This window comes from Candidatus Neomarinimicrobiota bacterium (genome assembly GCA_030743815.1).
Lineage (GTDB): Bacteria > Fidelibacterota > Marinisomatia > Marinisomatales > S15-B10 > UBA2146.
This window is the reverse complement of record JASLRT010000028.1, coordinates 1-16,296: the sequence shown is the minus strand read 5'-3', so window position 1 is coordinate 16,296 and position 16,296 is coordinate 1. Positions and strand designations below refer to the sequence as shown.

The following is a 16,296-nucleotide window of genomic DNA, read 5'->3' as shown; positions in this document are numbered from 1 at the left end:
AACACCTTGTCGGGAATCCCTTCCGTCATGGCCGTCTCTATAAAGCCCGGCGTCACTGCATTCACGCGGATGCCGTCCTTGCCTAATTCTCTGGCCCACACTTTTGTCATACCGATAACGCCGGCTTTCGACGCCACGTAGTTAGTCTGTCCAAAGTTGCCATAGAGCGCCACCACCGACGACGCATTGAGAATCACGCCTGATCCTTGCTGCCGCATCACTGCCGCCACCTCTTGGCCGCAGATAAATGTTCCCCGCAGGTTCACATCAATAACTTGGTCAAACTCGTCATCTGTCATTTTCTTCAGGGTGTTGTCCCGCAAGATTCCTGCGTTGTTCACTAATACATCAATGCGACCAAACTTCTCCAACACAACGGAGACTAACCTCTTGACGCTGTCTCGATCAGCCACATCAGTCTGAACAAAGAGGACCTCTGCACCGCCAATCTCCAACCCCTCCGCCACCCGTTGACCGGTATTCTCATCGAACTCGGCTACCACTACTTTTGCCCCTTCGCGAGAAAATCTTTGGGCCGTGGACTTGCCGATCCCTTGCCCCGCGCCCGTCACAATCACCACCTTCTCCTTCAAGCCTCTCATCTTCTCCTCCGTCTTCAGATAAACCTTCTAATGTCTTGGAAATCTCGGGTGTTCAACTTTATTACTTCTATCAGAAATTAGCCACCCTTGCCTGCTCCTCAAATCCATTTTCCCGGGCTACTTCAGCATTCCCCTAAAACGTCCAACGCTCTTTTTTCTCTCCTTTCTCCTCACTAACTTCACCGCATCTTGAAACGCCTCCTTTCATTCACTCTGCTCTCACCTCTTCTGATCCTTGCTCAGGCAGAAGTTTACTTCTCTCCAGTATTCGACGTCTCTGAAGTGTCGCAAGGAGTCGCTTCCATCTCCCACGGCGATCTGCAGGCTCATCTCACATTCCTCGCTTCAGACGCCACAGAGGGGCGTGGGACGGGGCAGCACGGACTTCAAGTAGCCGCCGAATACATAGCATCTCATTTCTTGCGTCTGGGACTGACTCCCCTCGAGAGAGACAGATCGTTTTTCCAGCGCTATGAACTGCTCAAAACCAGTTTGACGGAAAACAACGCTCTTTCTCTTTTCTACGAAGAGGGTGAAAGCCAAGTGCGGGAGAATTTCCAATTCCGGGAGGACTACTTTATCTCTCCCTGGGGACTGACAGGAAGCATGGAAATTCAGGCTCCTATTGTCTTTGCCGGTTACGGCATCGATGCTCCCGAATACAGCTATAACGATTACACTGGCATTGATGTGCGACACAAGATTGTTCTTATTATTGATGGAGAGCCGGAGTTCTCAGACCGCGACCGTTTTAAGGGAGAGAAGGACACTCATTTTGCGGATGTGCGCGAAAAGGTCGCTCTTGCCAGAAAGCAGGGCGCGTCAGCACTCCTGGTGGCGTCAAACCCTAAGTCGAGCGCCCTGTTCTCCGATAAGTTCAAGCGCTGGGAAAAATGGCTGAAGCGGGAGAGTATGTCGCTCCCGACATCTGACCGGCCCCTGCCCTTGCTGATGATCAGCACACGCACCGCCGACCGCATTCTTTCCAGCACAGGGAAAACTTTAGAAGAACTCCAGATCGGACTTGAGTCTGAGGGGAAAACCACCACTCAAGAACTTGCCAATCGCTATGTGCGCATTGCCATTGATATCGAGAAAAAAGCGATCACAGCCCAGAATGTTGCCGGCTATTTCCCCGGGAGTGATCCTGAAGTTGGGCACGAGACTGTTGTCATTTCCGCACACTACGATCACATGGGGAAGAATGAGGAGGGAACCATCTGGCACGGCGCCGACGACAACGGAACGGGCACATCAATCCTTCTGGAGATTGCTGAAGCAGTTGCATCGAACTCCAGTCTGCCAAAACGAGGATTTCTCTTTCTGGCTGTTTCGGGCGAAGAGAAGGGACTGTTAGGATCAAAATACTACACCAGTCGTCCTCTCCTGCCTCTGGCTAACACCGTCACGGATCTGAACATTGACATGGTGGGCCGCAATGCCCCAGACAGCATCTATATCATCGGCTCCAACATGATCAGTGAAGATCTGCACGAAATAAATAAGTATGCCAGCACCAAGATTGAAGACCTCTCATTGAATTACAGGTACAACACACTTGACGATCCCAACCGCTTCTACTACAGGAGTGATCACTACAATTTCGCTCAACATGGAATCCCAATCATCTTCTATTTTGCCGGTATACATGAAGATTATCATAAACCGACTGACACGGTAGACAAAATTAACTTCAATAAGATGGAGAAGGTTGCGAGGCTTGTTCTCCTCACCGGATGGGGCGTTGCTCAGAGCGAGATGCGTCTGCGCAATAACGCCGGACAATATCCGAAACTGCCGGATAAGATTAAACTTTAGTTGTGAAGCCGCGAGGCTCGCCTAAGAGAGTCTCCTCAGCTCAACAGACAGTCAAAGTTCTTGCAGAGGAATAAGATATGGCACTCATTTCTATAAATCCGGCAACGGGAGAAATCATCCGTGAATACAAAGAGATGACGCAGTCGGAAGTCGAACAGGTTCTCGTTCAATCGCAGGCGGCCTTTACTGACTGGTGCGAGACCGATTTTACCCATCGGGCGGAGCTGTTACGAAAAGTGGCGGCGGAACTACGTTCAGACAGTGACGGCTACGCCAGACTGATGACTGAAGAGATGGGCAAGCCGATCCGGGAGGGCCGGGCTGAAACCGAGAAGTGTGCCTGGGTGTGCGACTACTACGCTGAAAAGGCGGAAGAATTCCTTTCTCCACAACTTGTGGAAACGGACGCTTCCGAAAGCTACATCGCTTTCCAGCCCATGGGAGTCGTCCTCGCTGTAATGCCGTGGAATTTCCCCTTCTGGCAGGTGTTTCGTTTTGCCGCCCCTACCCTCATGGCCGGAAACGTCGGTGTGCTGAAGCATTCATCGAACGTCATGGGGTGCGCCCTCGCCATTGAAGAGGTGTTCAGAAGAGCCGGCTACCCAGAGGGATGTTTCCGCACCCTGCTTGTAGGAGGTGCCGGCGTAGAGCCGGTCATAGAGAATCCCATAGTAAAAGCGGTGACACTCACTGGTAGTACGCCGGCAGGAAAGGCGGTTGCATCAAAAGCCGGTGACATGCTTAAGAAGATAGTGTTGGAACTTGGCGGGAGCGATCCTTATGTCATCCTCGAGGATGCCGACCTCAATCAGGCGGTAGCAGCTTGCGTCACCAGCCGTCTAATCAATACCGGTCAGAGCTGCATTGCTGCCAAGCGGTACATTGTGGTTGAATCTCTCTACGAAGAATTTAAACGCCGTCTGCTGGATCAGATGAGCAAAGTGAAAGCAGGTGATCCCATGCTGGAAGAGACACAGATCGGGCCCCTGGCGAGGGAAGACCTGCGGGATGAACTACACGATCAGGTAGTCAGAAGTATCGAGCGCGGAGCCAGATGCTTGCTGGGCGGCAAGATTCCGGAAGATGCCGGCACATTCTACCCTGTCACCATTCTGGCTGATGTAAAGTCCGGGATGCCCGCCTACGAAGAAGAAATCTTCGGCCCCGTAGCCACACTCATTCCGGTGAAGAATGAAGAGGAAGCGATCCGGGTGGCCAATGATTCACTGTTCGGCCTGGGCGCAGCAGTGTTCACTTCGGACTTAGCTAAGGGCGCCAGAATCGCCACCACAAAACTGGAAGCAGGATGTTGCTTCGTGAATGATTTTGTCAGATCGGATCCCCGCCTGCCCTTCGGCGGTGTCAAGGAGAGTGGTTATGGCCGCGAGCTGTCCGAATACGGTATCAAGGAATTCGTAAATATCAAGACGGTCTACATAAAATAATTGCATGAAAAAACCCTCCTCCTGAAAACAAGGGAGGCTTTAGTAATCAGAAGACTTAGTGGCTATTCTATCATTTCACTACCACCAAGAATGTCTTCTAGATTAAACCGGCCGTCCTTTTCCATCTGCCGTGCTGCATCTACAATAGACTTCCTGGCCGAATCCACATCCCGTTTCGGAACAGCTCCTTCAACCGGTTCAAACATGGCTTGCTTTTTCGAGGGCAGATTCTCGATAACTTTATCGATAACCGCCTGCTCCTGTCCTTTCATGGCCATGGCAATAGCATCCAGTTCTACGGAGTTCATAATATCACGCAGAAGACCATCTGGAAATACGAGGATGTTATCAAAGGTAAGGTGATACTTTTTAATCTCCTTGGCTAAGTCAGGTGATTCCCGATCAACTGAATCCAGGAACCTGGACTCTTCTTCAGGACTCATCTGTCCCAGAATATCGGCAATTCCCTTACCTCCGCCGCGGGAGAATTCCACGGCCCGCGGGAGGAAGTGCGATTTATGTTCCAGCTCAGTTGCGATATTAACCACTGCTTCAAGGGGCACATCCTGGAGGTTCCCCATCTCCATAAGCACTCTTGAGCGGACTTCCGGAGTCAACTTGTTCATGACATACATCTGACGATCCGATGCTACCTGAGTCAGAGCCATGGCAATAATCCTCGCTTCCTCTACTTCCAGCAGCGCAGCTAGCTGCTCATCTGCCAGCTCATCGAGGAAGGCAAACGGTTTCTTGGCGTCGCTACCTTCACCCTCAGTTTGAAGTTTCTTCGAAATAAGTGCGAGATAAAACTCATCTATCACCTGCTTCTTAACCGCCGTTGATATAGTCTCCATCTCACGCGCTCTGGCGCGGATTCTGCGAACATCCGCCTCGCCCAACCCTTTCACCAGCTTCACGGCCAATCCTTCTCCCACAACTGTGAAGAGGATCGCTATCTTATCAATACCTGCCAATCTGTTATAGTCGGTAATCATTGATCGCCCCTATTTCTTCTTCTTTTTCTTCTTTTTCTTACCTTCGTCCTCTTCCTCAGCCGCCGCTGGTTCCGGCGCGGGGGCTGCCTGCGCAGGTTCTTCAGGCGGTGGAGGCGCCTCCTCCTCTAACCATTCCTTGACGATAGCGGTTGCAGTCTCCGGCTCTCCCACAGCCATGGATACGATTGATTGGCGGGACGACTTGATCTCCGACTGCAGAACGCCAGTATCCTCAGCAACAGGTTGCGGTGCCGGTTGAGGCGGGGGTGCTGCAGGAGCAGGGGCCGGTTCTCTCTTTTCACCATTATTCCCCTTCACTTTTTTTTTGCTGGGCGGAGGCCCCATCATCCACGGGGGAGGCATGACATACTTGGGCTTGGATCTACCGTTAAAAATGATAACAGCAGCTAGAGCAATTACCGCCAGCAGAGAAATGGCGCTCATAAGATAAATGGGAATGTTGCTCATGCCGCCACCTGCTGATTGCATCTCTTCCTGCGCCTTCTCAAGCATGGCGAGTTTTTCCTCAATAACAGAATCAAGTTCTGCCTTCTCTTTCTCTTTTTCCGCCATTTCACCTTCAGCTACCACCTGCTCTTCCTCAGACAGCTGCGGGCTGGAAAGAGCCGTTCTTAACTGAGCCAGTTCATCTGTTAGTTGCTGCATTCTGACAGAATCCCGAGCAAGAAGTGTTTTTCTCTGTTCATCGATGTCACGGCGAAGGCGGTCATTCTCAAGGCGGTCCAGCTCAGCACGCCAGACAGATCTCTCTTCCTCCTGACGACGTACCTCCTCGTCTTTCCACTGTTCCAGCTCGGCACGCCAATCCTCGGCGACCTGAGCGTCGCTTTCCCCTTGCTTCTGCTCCAGTTGATCAATCTTTTCAGCAATGCTGCGCAGAATGATGGCTTCAGCTGTCTGCTCATCCCGGCGCTGCTTAAATGATGCCGTCATAACACTCAGTTCATCGCCCCGACCTCTGTCAAAATGAGCCGCCACCATAATAATCTGGCGAACATTTTCTATCAGTTCAGGAGGTGAACCTTCAGGCAGTATGCAGCTGACTTCCATCTTTTTGATAACAGGAACTGAGGATTTAGTGTCGGCATAAGTTTGAGAGACAATTTGGGAACCTTGCTCCGGAGCTCGTACGGACGCCTCTGTTGTTGCCTCCGTCACCGGCTCTTCCACCGGCTCCTCTTCCTCTATCTGAAAGTCAAATCCGGGGATGGGAATGCCTGTCACACGTGACCGTCGTGACCCCTCCTCATCATTTTGTGTTATAGGTGTATCCTCTTCTTTAACTTCGGATAACTCCACAGCTCGACTATCGGAGGGACGGAATGTGACCTCCTCACGAACTGTTGGCGTGAATTCCAAGTCCACCGTCACATCCAGAACGTAACGATGATCCTCAAGAATCTTCTCCAATGCTGAATGGATTCGTTTGCGGAGATCATTCTCTAACATCAACTTCTGTGCCAGAAATGTTGATTCCTGAGCGATCAGAAGTGGAATGAGAAACCCTATTAGGGTCAATCCCCCGATAAATGTCAATAACCACTTTTTCATAACGGACTCCTTCCTTACCTCGAAATCATATAAAATCAGACCTCACTCTTCCTCATTATTATCAACAGGAAGTTTGGATGCGCTACTTTTGAGGCCCGACGCTAAAAATGTTATCTCCACGCGCCGGTTTCTTGCTTTCAGTTCCGTGGTTGCATTAAACTCCCTGATCAGAGCATCATTAATAACTCTATCAGTAGGGCGATCTCTGGGGATATACTCGGCAAAACCGACCGCCTGCAACCGTGTAGGCTCAACCCCCAATTTAACTAATTCTCTTACTACCGCGGCAGCGCGCGCACCGGAGAGTTCCCAATTACTGGGGAATTTATCCTGAAACGATACGGGTAGTTGATCCGTATCGGTATGTCCCTCTACAGCCACCATGAAGTAGGAAGATTGAATCGTTGGCACAATACCCTGCAATACGGGGATAATTCCGCCCTTCAGGTTTGACGAGCCTGAGCCAAAACTGATATCAGATGAGATGCCTATGGTTACACCGCGCGGTCCCGTAGTCACTTCAACCGGTTTTTCCCCTGTCTCAGGATCGGCTTCCATCTCCTCTACCATTTCCTGCGCAGCTTTTTTCACATCAGCCAGTGTCATAGACTGATTCTCTAATTTTTTCTTCTTTCCCACCGACTTCCCCATACCATCAGCCATTTCCTGCAGTTTCACCGGATCAATGGTGGAAATAGCGGCTAACAGAACAAAGAAAGCAAAAAGCAGCGTCATCATATCCGCAAAAGTGCCGAACCAGCCGGGCAGACCTTCTTCAACTTCATCTCGTCCCTTCTGCTTCCACTTCTTAATTTCGGCAGGCGTAGCCACCTTCTACTCTGCTTTCTTCCACTCCTTAGGTGGGATAAATGAGTTAAGTTTTTCACGCACGATCAGGGGGTGCTTTCTCTGGTGGATCAGCCGTGCCGCTTCTACAAGCATCGACTGTAATGTACTGGTTGAACTGATGCGGGTGCTAAGTTTGGCAGCCATCGGGAGAAAGAAGAGATTGGCCATCACAGCTCCGTAGAATGTTGTGATAAGGGCGGCTGACATTCCAGCACCAAGGGCGTCGGTACCTCCCCCTTCACCGCCAAAACCGGCGAGCATAATAACCAGCCCGATCAGAGTTCCTACCATTCCCCAGGCTGGAGACATATTCCCCATGGTTTTGAACAGGTCCGCCTGTGACTTTTCACGAATTTCACGGTAATCGATGCGCGTGTTCATGATTTCTACCAGTTCCTCTTCTGAGTATCCGTCCACCACCATCTGGACTCCATCCCGGAAAAAATAATTCTTAATCCCTTCCACAGCTTTCTCAAGATCTGCGGCGCCCTTTCGCCCCACTTCGGAAACCTCCACGGCATCATCAACCAAGGTTCCCAGTTTGGCGCCGCCGCCTTTAAAAACCGCCCCCATAGCGGCGCCCAGCTTCAAGACGTCTGACAGAGGGAAGGCTACTGAAACTGAAGCTATCATGCCTCCGAAAACAATAGCAAAACTTGAGCCGGAAACAAACACCATGGCACTGGCCCCCGCCGCCATTGCTGCCATTGCAATCCCGCCCACAATTGCCACTAACCCGAGAAGAATCCCCACCAGGGTTGCTATATCCATATGTCCTCTTACTCCCTACTAAAGCTTGTGGTTTTCAGTCTGTTTTCGTGTAATGCCTTCAGTATATTCCTTACGTCATCATATTCAGGATCCATCTGCAGCGCAAGATTCCAGTTGATGGTCGCTCGCTGTGAATCGCCCAACTTATAGTAAATTGATCCTCGTCTGGCATAGGCCAACGCCAGATTTGGATTAAGTTCCAGTGCTGTTTCCACTTCCTGCAGCGCTTCACGGTAATCACCAGAGTAGAAATAACGCAACGAACGTGACAGGTGCCGCATAGCCCGGTTGACGTTTTTCTGTGAGACACTCTTCTCCAGCTTGAGAGACTTCACGGAATCTTCAAGGGATACCGATCTCTGCCTCAGCAATGCAGCCTGCGAAGCAAGATTGCGTGACTGATGACGGGACACACGAAGTGAATCACGAAGGGTTGCCACCGCAACATCTGCAAACATCAGCGTAGAATCGATAACACCCGCTTCGGGGGTCGGTGTCGGCCCCATTGCCCGTGATGGGACGCCTGGCACTCCTCTCCCTGGCACTCCCCTGGGGATAGCCATGGTGAAACCGATCGTAACACCGGGATGATCAAAACTGTACGCTTCAGCTGAAAATGCCGGCAAGTTTTCTATGTGGGTGAATCCTAGGCTCAAGCGATAATCCGAGGTAAGGGGGATGCGGAGTCCCACATTGATGCCTGTGCCGTCGAATTCACCCACAAAATCAAGTCCGCCCCATTTGGGCAAAAAAGGAGTTCCCAGTAATACTCCCGCAAATACTCCCGCGCCTGTGCCTGTACTCGCTGTATCAGCGGTCTGTGTTGTGACCGACGTCTCTGTGCTGACTACGGGAGAGAATCCACCGGTGCCAAATCCCATATAAGTACTGAGGTGGTATTCTCCGAAGGATTTTTCACTACCAATTACGCCAAAAAAGGAGAGCTGTTTAGGATCGAGGCTGAGTCCGTCCGGCGCATTCTCAAAGACGATGTCATGAAGTCCCAGGGAGAAAGAGATGTCGCTGCGGACATATATCTTCTGCTGTAAGTGAAATCCGAATTCCACCGGAGGCACATAGGTAGACTCAAGAATATTATCCACTGAAGTTGTGTCTGCCCCCTGCCCTGAAGAAAACCCAAGTGTGAATTTATCTGTGATATCCATGGCAAAATAGACACCGCGGGCTGTATTGAACGGCGAGAAACCGTGAATCTCCGAGCTGAAGCCGGCACTGAAGAGATAGGGGGACCGTCTGACATACGTTGTGGGAATCTTCATCATATTACCCGGGTGCGTGTAGGCGACACGCGTCACCGCCTGAAGAGGCGGCGCCAGCAACAATATAACTACGATGAGTCCCCTTATTTTACTGATCAACATTTCTATCTCTCCGACCTTCTCAATTCCATCTGCGCCAAATTGAAATACTCACTGTCCGGGAATGTATCGATGATTTCACCAAACGCCTGCAGAGCCCGCATCTCTTCTCCCATCAGGCGGTAGACGAGACCCGTCAGTATCATGGCGTCATCCTGTTTGTCTGAATTGAACAAAGAGGTGACACGCTTCAGGACGTCCAACGACGCCTCATAATTCCTTAACTGATAGTAACAATCCGCCTCCCAATAGAGGATGTTTCCCACCGTAACCTGATCAACACCTGTGAGGGACAGTTTTGAAAAATGTGCTAACGCCGAAACATAATCCTCTCGCTGGTATGCAAACACAGCATTCATATATGCCATCCTGTTGAACGGCAGTTTCTCCGTTTCGGGCACTACAGGAATAACCTGTATGACTTCCTCATCAAATTCAGGCGCCATACTTTCAGATTTTCCCGTCCCGGGGACAGGTGTCGGTTCTGCGGCCGACTTCTCTTCCACGGCAGAGACCGCAGGAGCAGATTGAACTTGAATAATCGTTTCCCTCACCAGAAGGTCAGACACCATCTCTCTAAGCTCTCTATTCTCTTTTTTCAGGCCAGACATTTCATCATGAAATGCTATCTCCAGAATTTCTAGTCGCTGATGGATGCGTTCCAGCGTCTGATTCATCTCCTTTGTTGACGCCATATACAGAGCGCCGCTGGGAGTTTTATCTAGCAGAAACGACACTTTCTCAGGGGGTGCCTTGACCAGACGATTGACCTCTTCGGTCCCTTTAGTTGGCTCGATGACTATCCCTAAATCAAGAAAGAAGGCGTCGCTGTTTGATGATGTGGGTGACTGTCCCAAAAGAAGGGCCGAAAAAGCAAGTACACCATGGAGGATAAGACGCACTCCTCTTTGACTAACGATGGCGCTCATTCGTACTCTTCCCAATCGACGGTGTATGAATAACCGATAAACGATCCAAAGTCAGTTGGGACGATCAGCTCAAATTTGCCGGAAGCGCCTGGGAGAAGCGATGAATCCGTGGTAATTCCCGAATCGAATGTATGATAGGCACCCAAGACAAAGGTGGTGAGTGTCTTTGTGGCGCCGCTCCAATCTTTGCGGAAGACAAAGTTTACCTTAACGAAATCGGCACGCCGGCCACCAATGTTTTTTATCTGCCCCGCAAAGGTGATATTGTTAGAACGATCCTTTTTCTCAGAAATATTGCCTACTAAAACAACATTGGCTCCCCGTTCTCTGGCAGCCATTCGCTCTGAAGGCTCAGCCGAAACATAGCGCGGCTCAGCTAACTTTGGCATTGGCGGTGGACTATATGTCTCTCGAATCTGCTCGGGGACATATTCAGGTTCATCTTCCCCAGCGACATTCTCAATAATTCGCACCACCTGACTCCTGTCTATCACCAGATAGCCGACCAGTGTTTCAACCTTTAGAATCTCTTCGTCCTGATAAACCACTTTGCCAAAGACGGTGCTGCCGTTATCGAGTATGATCTCCTTAGCGTAGATGGAAAGGGGATTGGTCCACATTTCACTCCTGGCCTGAAGATCCCTTACCTGACCGCCCAGATGATCGAGTTCAGCCGTCATCTTTTTGATCTCGAAAGCGACTTCAGTCATCACATATTCTTCCTGGGGAGCTCGTTCAGCTTCGCCCTCCTCAGCGGCGACCCCTTCCTTCCTCTTCTCCGCCTTTGCACCCAGAGTCAGTTCGATCTCAACATCATCCTCATCAATTGTGATTTTTTGACTGGCTGAACCGATTTCCTCCTTGCTCGCCTCGACAGCATATTTCCCGGACTCGAGTTTTTTGAACTCGAACTTGCCTTTACCAAATCGTTTTGAAGTTGAAGTTTTGTCTATCTCTTCTCCATCCGCATCTAGAAGCACTACCTCGACATCTCCAAGCTTTTCGCCTTCAAGATCGACGACAACGCCTGAAATACTATACGTTTTTGCAAGGAGCGCCCCAGCAAAGATGGGCATAAAAAGAGACAGGAATAGTATCGCTTTTATTCGTCTCACATTAGTACCTCGGATTTAATTTACCCCGGATTCGAGAGTCCAATCAGACATAGCAAGTGTAAAGTGATTGTTTTAGAATGTCAAGAAAAAAGGGAGTGAATGAATCCACCTGTACTTTGACACTAAAGCGAGTGTGAAAAAGTCATTGAAACCATAAATTAAAACAGATATGATTAATGACTAACGGGGTTTCCAGTCTCCAAAATTATCCGTCGGCTGACGTGACTAATTATTACAGTGAGATTTCTGGGAAACGTGTACTTTCAAAGAAGAGAAAGGTGGCTCTACGAGTGCAGTCTGATGCAAAAAAACAAAATGACTTTCCTAAAGAAAACAGGGGGGTTGGTTTTTTAAGGGACAGGTCCGTTTCTACATTATGGTAAAATCTCCCCCCGGTTCTGTCAGTCAGTTTTTGATTGCATGTGTTTTGTTGTTAATGGTCAGTTGCGATCTGCCACGGGGAGGTAAACGAGATCCAAGAGTTGTTCTCATCTCAGTAGACGGCCTTCGGGCTGAAGTCTTTCTCCATCCCGAAGAACACGGTTTATCATCCGTGAACCTCCCCAACTTCGGTCGAATTAGACAGTCGGGCGCCCATATCAAAGAAGTTACTACCGTCTTTCCCTCCCACACCTTCCCCTCCCATACCTCAATGGTCACAGGGAGACCGCCTTCAGAACACGGAATCATTCACAACCGTCCGTTCCGGCCAGACCAAAGTTTCGATCAGTGGTACTGGTGGGCAGACAGTCTTAAGGCACCAACACTTTTTCATCTAGCTCAATCTAAGGGCCTGGTCACCGCGGCCACACCGTGGCCCGTCTCTGTAAACGGTCCCTTTGACTATCTTGTGCCGGAAATTGAACCGGCATCAGGGGACAGTCTGTCAACCCTGGATCTGGTGCGCCAACACGACAAGCCTCCATATCTCATCGAATACTTCGCCTTTTTCGGCGGACTGAAATCAAATGAAGCAGCGGTTCAAGGGTTTCAGCGGGACATTAACCTGCACCGTATTTTCAAGACCGTTTTCAGCCGGCGGCTGCCACATTTAACGGGCTACCACATTCTCTATCCCGATGACGCCCAGCATGAGCACGGGCGGAATCATCCCGAAGTGCGAAAATCCTACATTTTCGCCGACTCACTTATCGGCTCGGTCATTGATCTGATCACGAAGCTCGATCAGTGGCCTTACACGACACTTATTGTTACGGGAGATCACGGTCACGTCGATCACCACACCGACATCCGTCTCAACGTACTTCTCAGCGATTCCGGATTGGTGACCATCCAAAATGGACGCATCACCGGATGGGACGCCGTCTCTCACGCCGCCGGAGGTGCAGCTTTCATTCGCCTCCGCGATCCTTCCGACGATTATATAAGAACGCGCATACGGAGTATTCTGATGTCGAAGGCGTGGTGCCGTCTGCTGGAGTCGTCCGATCTACCACCGGACTTACAAGGCTATGACCGCGCTGACTTCATCTTATTAGCTGAGGACGGCTACAACTTTCCCGGAGATCTCGAACGTCCCTTTATGGTGCCTCATTCGGGCGGCGGACACGGCGGCGATCCTCGCATCTCTTCGCTCAAGACGACCCTTTTCGCCATGGGGCGCGGCATTGAAACAGGCACCGTTTTGGAGAGCAGTCACACGACGCAGACGGCAGTGCTTATTGCCAAACTGTTGGGTCTTCCTCTTGAAGTTGAAGTTGCTGTGCCCGAGCTGCTAAAACCGGAAGATTAAGCTACGATAAGGTAGAATACTAACGCCACAGCCGCGCCCAAAACCGCATAAGGAATCTGCGTCCGGACATGATCGATGTGATCCGATGCCGCTGCCATGGAGGAGATAATCGTAGTATCCGAGATGGGGGAGCAGTGATCGCCGAAGACACCACCTCCCAGCACCGCCGCCAGAAACATGGGGACGCTACCGCCAAGAGCCGCCGCCAGCGGAACGGCAATGGGAACCATCACGGCAAAAGTCCCCCAGGATGTGCCGGTAGCAAAGGCTACAAAACAGGCGATGAGGAAAAGTCCCACTACCGCCAGCTTCACACTGGCAATCTCAGCGATGACACCCGCCACATAGTATCCCGTTCCCAACTGCTGAACGACATCCCCCAGGGCGAATGCCAGCACCAAGAGGCTCACCACAGGGATCATGCCGCCCATGCCGCGAAAGCTGAGATCAACGAATTTGCCCAATCCCAGTTTACCGGGACGAAGATTGAGAACCGCCAGCACCACAAGACTCATGAGAACGGCTCCGAAAACGGCGGCAGAGCCGGAGCTGGCCTGAACGATATCCCAGAAACTGGCGCCGGGAGCTGAAGCTGACTTTCCGGTAAGGTAGATTCCGGCAACAATGCTCACCACCATTGTTACAACAGGCAGAATCAAATTGACCGCTCTCGGTCGCAGACTGGATAGCATCTCAACTCCCAAGACGTCATCTGCCACCATGGGGTGTGCATCATCGGCGTACGGTTTACCTTCCATTTCCGCCCGCGCTTCAGCCTTCCTCATGGGACCGATTTCCCACCGCTTCATCACTGAAATAAACACAATGACAATTGCCGCCATGGGATAGAAGTTCATCAGCACACTCTGTAGCAACGTTGCCACGGGACTTTCCACTCCCTGCACCGCCAGCAGTCCAATAATGTAAGCTCCCCAGCCGTTGAAGGGAACAAGGATACAGATGGGGGCGGAAGTGGAATCACAAATGTATGCCAGCTTCTCTCGGCTGACGCCGTGCCTGTCTGTGAGAGGCCGCCCCACCGTCCCAGCCACTAACGCCGTGATGGAACTCTCCACGGTGATGAGAACACCCACTAAGAAAGGGATAATCTGTGCCTGACGTCTGTTCTCAACCCACTGCCTCCCATCGAGCCAACGGACGAATCCTTCAACACCGCCCGTCGCACTGATGAGCGTCAGAGTAGCGCCCACCATCAGACTGTAGAAGATGACCCGTGTGTTCCCGGCATCACCGAAAACAGCTACCAGCGATTCCACCGTTGACCATAGGGCTATGAAGGGGTTCCAACCATCCAGCACCCACCACCCGAGCCAGATGCCAAAGAGCAGAGCGGGATAGATCTGCTTGCGCCAGAGGGCGAGACCGAGAGCGCCTACGGGCGGCAGGAGCGACCAGATGCCGTAGTTATCCATTAATCAGAAATCTGGTGAGCGATGGGACTCTACGATCAAGTTTAAGCGAAAAGACACCGACCGGCGCCTAAACACTAAGCTCATGAAAAGCCGCTTCCGGCGGGAATAGGACACTCCTCTCTTGCGCAGGCCGGGGCTGAGCCGCTTATGGTGGCGGGAGCGCCCATGAGGCGTTCAACTTGCTCTGTCTTACATTCGGGACAGACTATCTCTTTTTTTTCCTGATTAAAGATGAGTTCCTCAAATCTGTGACCGCACTGGGAACAGCGGTAATCGTACATCGGCATAATATCAGTTCTCCTGTTCTGTTAACAGTTCAGAATTGTTCTCCTCAAACTGAGGAGTATTGGGGACCGTTCACGTGGGAACGCCAAGCTTTGGCAGGACAATATTGTTGAGCACAATCCAGCCGGCCATTATCACGATGAGCCAGAAGAAGTCAGTCATACCGCGTCCACCGCCTGCTCCAGCAAACCATTTACCTTATTCGCCAGCTCCTCAAGGTCGTCCCGACCAGTGATGGCGAGCATCTGTTTAGCATCGATAGCCGCCACAGTGGTGGTGTCATCGTCATTCTCCCACAGGACAACGTTACACGGAAGCAACAAGCCGATCTGTAATTCCTGCGACAGGGCCTGGTGAGCGATGGGAGGATTACACGCGCCGAGGATGCGGTAGCGCCTGAAATCGACGTCAAGTTTTTCCTTCAGCGTCTGCTTCACATCAATCTCTGTCAATACGCCGAACCCCCTTTTCTTTAGTTCGTCCCGGATTCTGCCGTCGACGTCGCTGATGGTGTCCTCTACCACTCTTTCATAACCATAGCTCATAATCAATCCCGTTTCTTTTTGTTATCAACCGCCATCATTGCATTCCACGCTTTCATGCCACCCACAACATTTGTCGCTCTGAATCCATGATTCGTAAGAATCTCCGATGCTGTCTTGCTCCGGTTACCGCTGCGGCAATAGACCATGATTTCTCCAGACATGAAACCCTTCAATTCTCCGATCCTTTCTTCTAATTCTTGCACTGGAATCAGCGTGGCACCGTCCAAATGTCCGAGCTGTCCTCCGAATTCCCGCGCCGTGCGAACGTCTAAGAGAAGGAGTTTCTCACCAGAATCAAGGCGCTTCTTCAAATCCGCCACCGAGATATTTCCGTAAGTCTTAATCGGAGCGGACGTCTGTTCAGTCTGAACAGTACATGCCGCTAGCACTAATGCCACGCCAATTGCTATTACCGAACTTCTCATCATAGTAATCTCACAGAACTGTAAATTTAGTCATATTTCACTAAAGAGTCACAACGTGATTAATGCTATAAATATGTGACTCCTACGGAGTCGGTGCTGTTCAGCCTGCAATAGCCTTTATCGATTCGTCCAGAATTGCGAGTGCTTCCTCGATTTCATCCGCGCCGATGTTAAGCGCCGGTGCGATACGCATGGCATTACCGTAGAGACCTCCCCTACCGATGAGGAGACCGCGCTTCTTCGTCTCTTCCATCAGTTGAGCTGCCGCCTGAGGATTGGGAGTCCGGTCCTGAATCGTCTCATCCGCCACCAGTTCAAGCCCCTGCATGAGGCCCATACCGCGAACGTCCCCGAGAATCTTTGGGTACTTCTTCTTAAGC

General features: G+C 51.0%; 16 protein-coding genes. 3 read left to right on the top strand and 13 right to left on the bottom strand.

Translation table 11 applies throughout. From position 1 onward, the window contains the following. A partial coding sequence (locus QF669_02535; GenBank protein MDP6456322.1) for an SDR family NAD(P)-dependent oxidoreductase occupies nt 1-602 on the bottom strand: 602 nt, incomplete at its 3' end. Between the two features lie 189 nt (nt 603-791). Here QF669_02535 and QF669_02530 point away from each other — a divergent pair. Continuing rightward, complete coding sequence (locus QF669_02530; GenBank protein ID MDP6456321.1) at nt 792-2,420, top strand: M28 family peptidase; 1,629 nt, start codon at nt 792-794, stop codon at nt 2,418-2,420. Nucleotides 2,421-2,497: 77 nt separating this feature from the next. Then, nucleotides 2,498-3,865, top strand: a complete 1,368-nt coding sequence (locus tag QF669_02525) for an NAD-dependent succinate-semialdehyde dehydrogenase (protein ID MDP6456320.1) — start codon at nt 2,498-2,500, stop codon at nt 3,863-3,865. A gap of 62 nt (nt 3,866-3,927) precedes the next feature. Here QF669_02525 and QF669_02520 read toward each other — a convergent pair whose 3' ends face one another. The 7 genes from QF669_02520 to QF669_02490 are packed head-to-tail and all read right to left on the bottom strand — an operon-like array spanning nt 3,928 to nt 11,475. Next, a complete protein-coding gene (locus tag QF669_02520; GenBank protein ID MDP6456319.1) occupies nt 3,928-4,860 on the bottom strand; it encodes a FliG C-terminal domain-containing protein in 933 nt (310 codons plus the stop codon). 9 nt (nt 4,861-4,869) lie between these two features. Further along, on the bottom strand, nt 4,870-6,432 hold the full coding sequence (locus QF669_02515) for a flagellar M-ring protein FliF C-terminal domain-containing protein (protein ID MDP6456318.1): 1,563 nt from the start codon (nt 6,430-6,432) through the stop codon (nt 4,870-4,872). Nucleotides 6,433-6,474: 42 nt separating this feature from the next. After that, nucleotides 6,475-7,263, bottom strand: a complete 789-nt coding sequence (locus QF669_02510; protein MDP6456317.1) for a flagellar motor protein MotB — start codon at nt 7,261-7,263, stop codon at nt 6,475-6,477. A 3-nt stretch (nt 7,264-7,266) separates the two neighbouring features. Further along, nucleotides 7,267-8,052, bottom strand: coding sequence for a MotA/TolQ/ExbB proton channel family protein (locus QF669_02505; protein ID MDP6456316.1), 786 nt, complete (start codon nt 8,050-8,052; stop codon nt 7,267-7,269). Between the two features lie 8 nt (nt 8,053-8,060). Continuing rightward, on the bottom strand, nt 8,061-9,434 hold the full coding sequence (locus tag QF669_02500; protein MDP6456315.1) for a tetratricopeptide repeat protein: 1,374 nt from the start codon (nt 9,432-9,434) through the stop codon (nt 8,061-8,063). 2 nt (nt 9,435-9,436) lie between these two features. Then, the gene (locus tag QF669_02495) at nt 9,437-10,360 is read right to left on the bottom strand and encodes a tetratricopeptide repeat protein (GenBank protein MDP6456314.1); all 924 of its coding nucleotides are present in this window, start codon (nt 10,358-10,360) and stop codon (nt 9,437-9,439) included. Beyond that, the gene (locus QF669_02490; GenBank protein ID MDP6456313.1) at nt 10,357-11,475 is read right to left on the bottom strand and encodes a carboxypeptidase-like regulatory domain-containing protein; all 1,119 of its coding nucleotides are present in this window, start codon (nt 11,473-11,475) and stop codon (nt 10,357-10,359) included. Before QF669_02490 ends, QF669_02495 begins: the two co-directional genes overlap by 4 nt. 436 nt (nt 11,476-11,911) lie before the next feature. On the opposite strand from QF669_02490, the gene QF669_02485 reads away from it, so the two are divergent. Further along, nucleotides 11,912-13,228 (top strand): ectonucleotide pyrophosphatase/phosphodiesterase, encoded by a 1,317-nt coding sequence (locus tag QF669_02485; protein ID MDP6456312.1) that lies wholly within the window; start codon nt 11,912-11,914, stop codon nt 13,226-13,228. Here the strand turns inward: QF669_02485 and QF669_02480 are convergent. The 5 genes from QF669_02480 to QF669_02460 all read right to left on the bottom strand — a co-directional run. Continuing rightward, nucleotides 13,225-14,661, bottom strand: coding sequence for a Na+/H+ antiporter NhaC family protein (locus QF669_02480; GenBank protein MDP6456311.1), 1,437 nt, complete (start codon nt 14,659-14,661; stop codon nt 13,225-13,227). The genes QF669_02485 and QF669_02480 overlap by 4 nt on opposite strands. An 80-nt stretch (nt 14,662-14,741) precedes the next feature. After that, nucleotides 14,742-14,948, bottom strand: a complete 207-nt coding sequence (locus QF669_02475; GenBank protein ID MDP6456310.1) for a zinc ribbon domain-containing protein — start codon at nt 14,946-14,948, stop codon at nt 14,742-14,744. A 156-nt stretch (nt 14,949-15,104) separates the two neighbouring features. Further along, entirely contained in the window at nt 15,105-15,491 is a 387-nt protein-coding gene (locus QF669_02470; GenBank protein ID MDP6456309.1) for a DUF302 domain-containing protein, read from the bottom strand. 2 nt (nt 15,492-15,493) lie between these two features. Then, nucleotides 15,494-15,919, bottom strand: coding sequence for a rhodanese-like domain-containing protein (locus QF669_02465; GenBank protein ID MDP6456308.1), 426 nt, complete (start codon nt 15,917-15,919; stop codon nt 15,494-15,496). A 97-nt stretch (nt 15,920-16,016) separates the two neighbouring features. Then, the coding region (locus tag QF669_02460; protein MDP6456307.1) for an aminotransferase class III-fold pyridoxal phosphate-dependent enzyme at nt 16,017-16,296 on the bottom strand (280 nt) is incomplete at its 5' end.

Bases quoted from the DNA above. Each gene is read 5' to 3' on its own strand.
- QF669_02525 (MDP6456320.1), top strand. From the start codon at position 2,498: ATGGCACTCATTTCTATAAATCCGGCAACGGGAGAAATCATCCGTGAA.
- QF669_02520 (MDP6456319.1), bottom strand. From the start codon at position 4,860: ATGATTACCGACTATAACAGATTGGCAGGTATTGATAAGATAGCGATC.
- QF669_02515 (MDP6456318.1), bottom strand. From the start codon at position 6,432: ATGAAAAAGTGGTTATTGACATTTATCGGGGGATTGACCCTAATAGGG.
- QF669_02505 (MDP6456316.1), bottom strand. From the start codon at position 8,052: ATGGATATAGCAACCCTGGTGGGGATTCTTCTCGGGTTAGTGGCAATT.
- QF669_02500 (MDP6456315.1), bottom strand. From the start codon at position 9,434: ATGTTGATCAGTAAAATAAGGGGACTCATCGTAGTTATATTGTTGCTG.
- QF669_02495 (MDP6456314.1), bottom strand. From the start codon at position 10,360: ATGAGCGCCATCGTTAGTCAAAGAGGAGTGCGTCTTATCCTCCATGGT.
- QF669_02485 (MDP6456312.1), top strand. From the start codon at position 11,912: ATGGTCAGTTGCGATCTGCCACGGGGAGGTAAACGAGATCCAAGAGTT.
- QF669_02480 (MDP6456311.1), bottom strand. From the start codon at position 14,661: ATGGATAACTACGGCATCTGGTCGCTCCTGCCGCCCGTAGGCGCTCTC.
- QF669_02475 (MDP6456310.1), bottom strand. From the start codon at position 14,948: ATGCCGATGTACGATTACCGCTGTTCCCAGTGCGGTCACAGATTTGAG.
- QF669_02470 (MDP6456309.1), bottom strand. From the start codon at position 15,491: ATGAGCTATGGTTATGAAAGAGTGGTAGAGGACACCATCAGCGACGTC.
- QF669_02465 (MDP6456308.1), bottom strand. From the start codon at position 15,919: ATGATGAGAAGTTCGGTAATAGCAATTGGCGTGGCATTAGTGCTAGCG.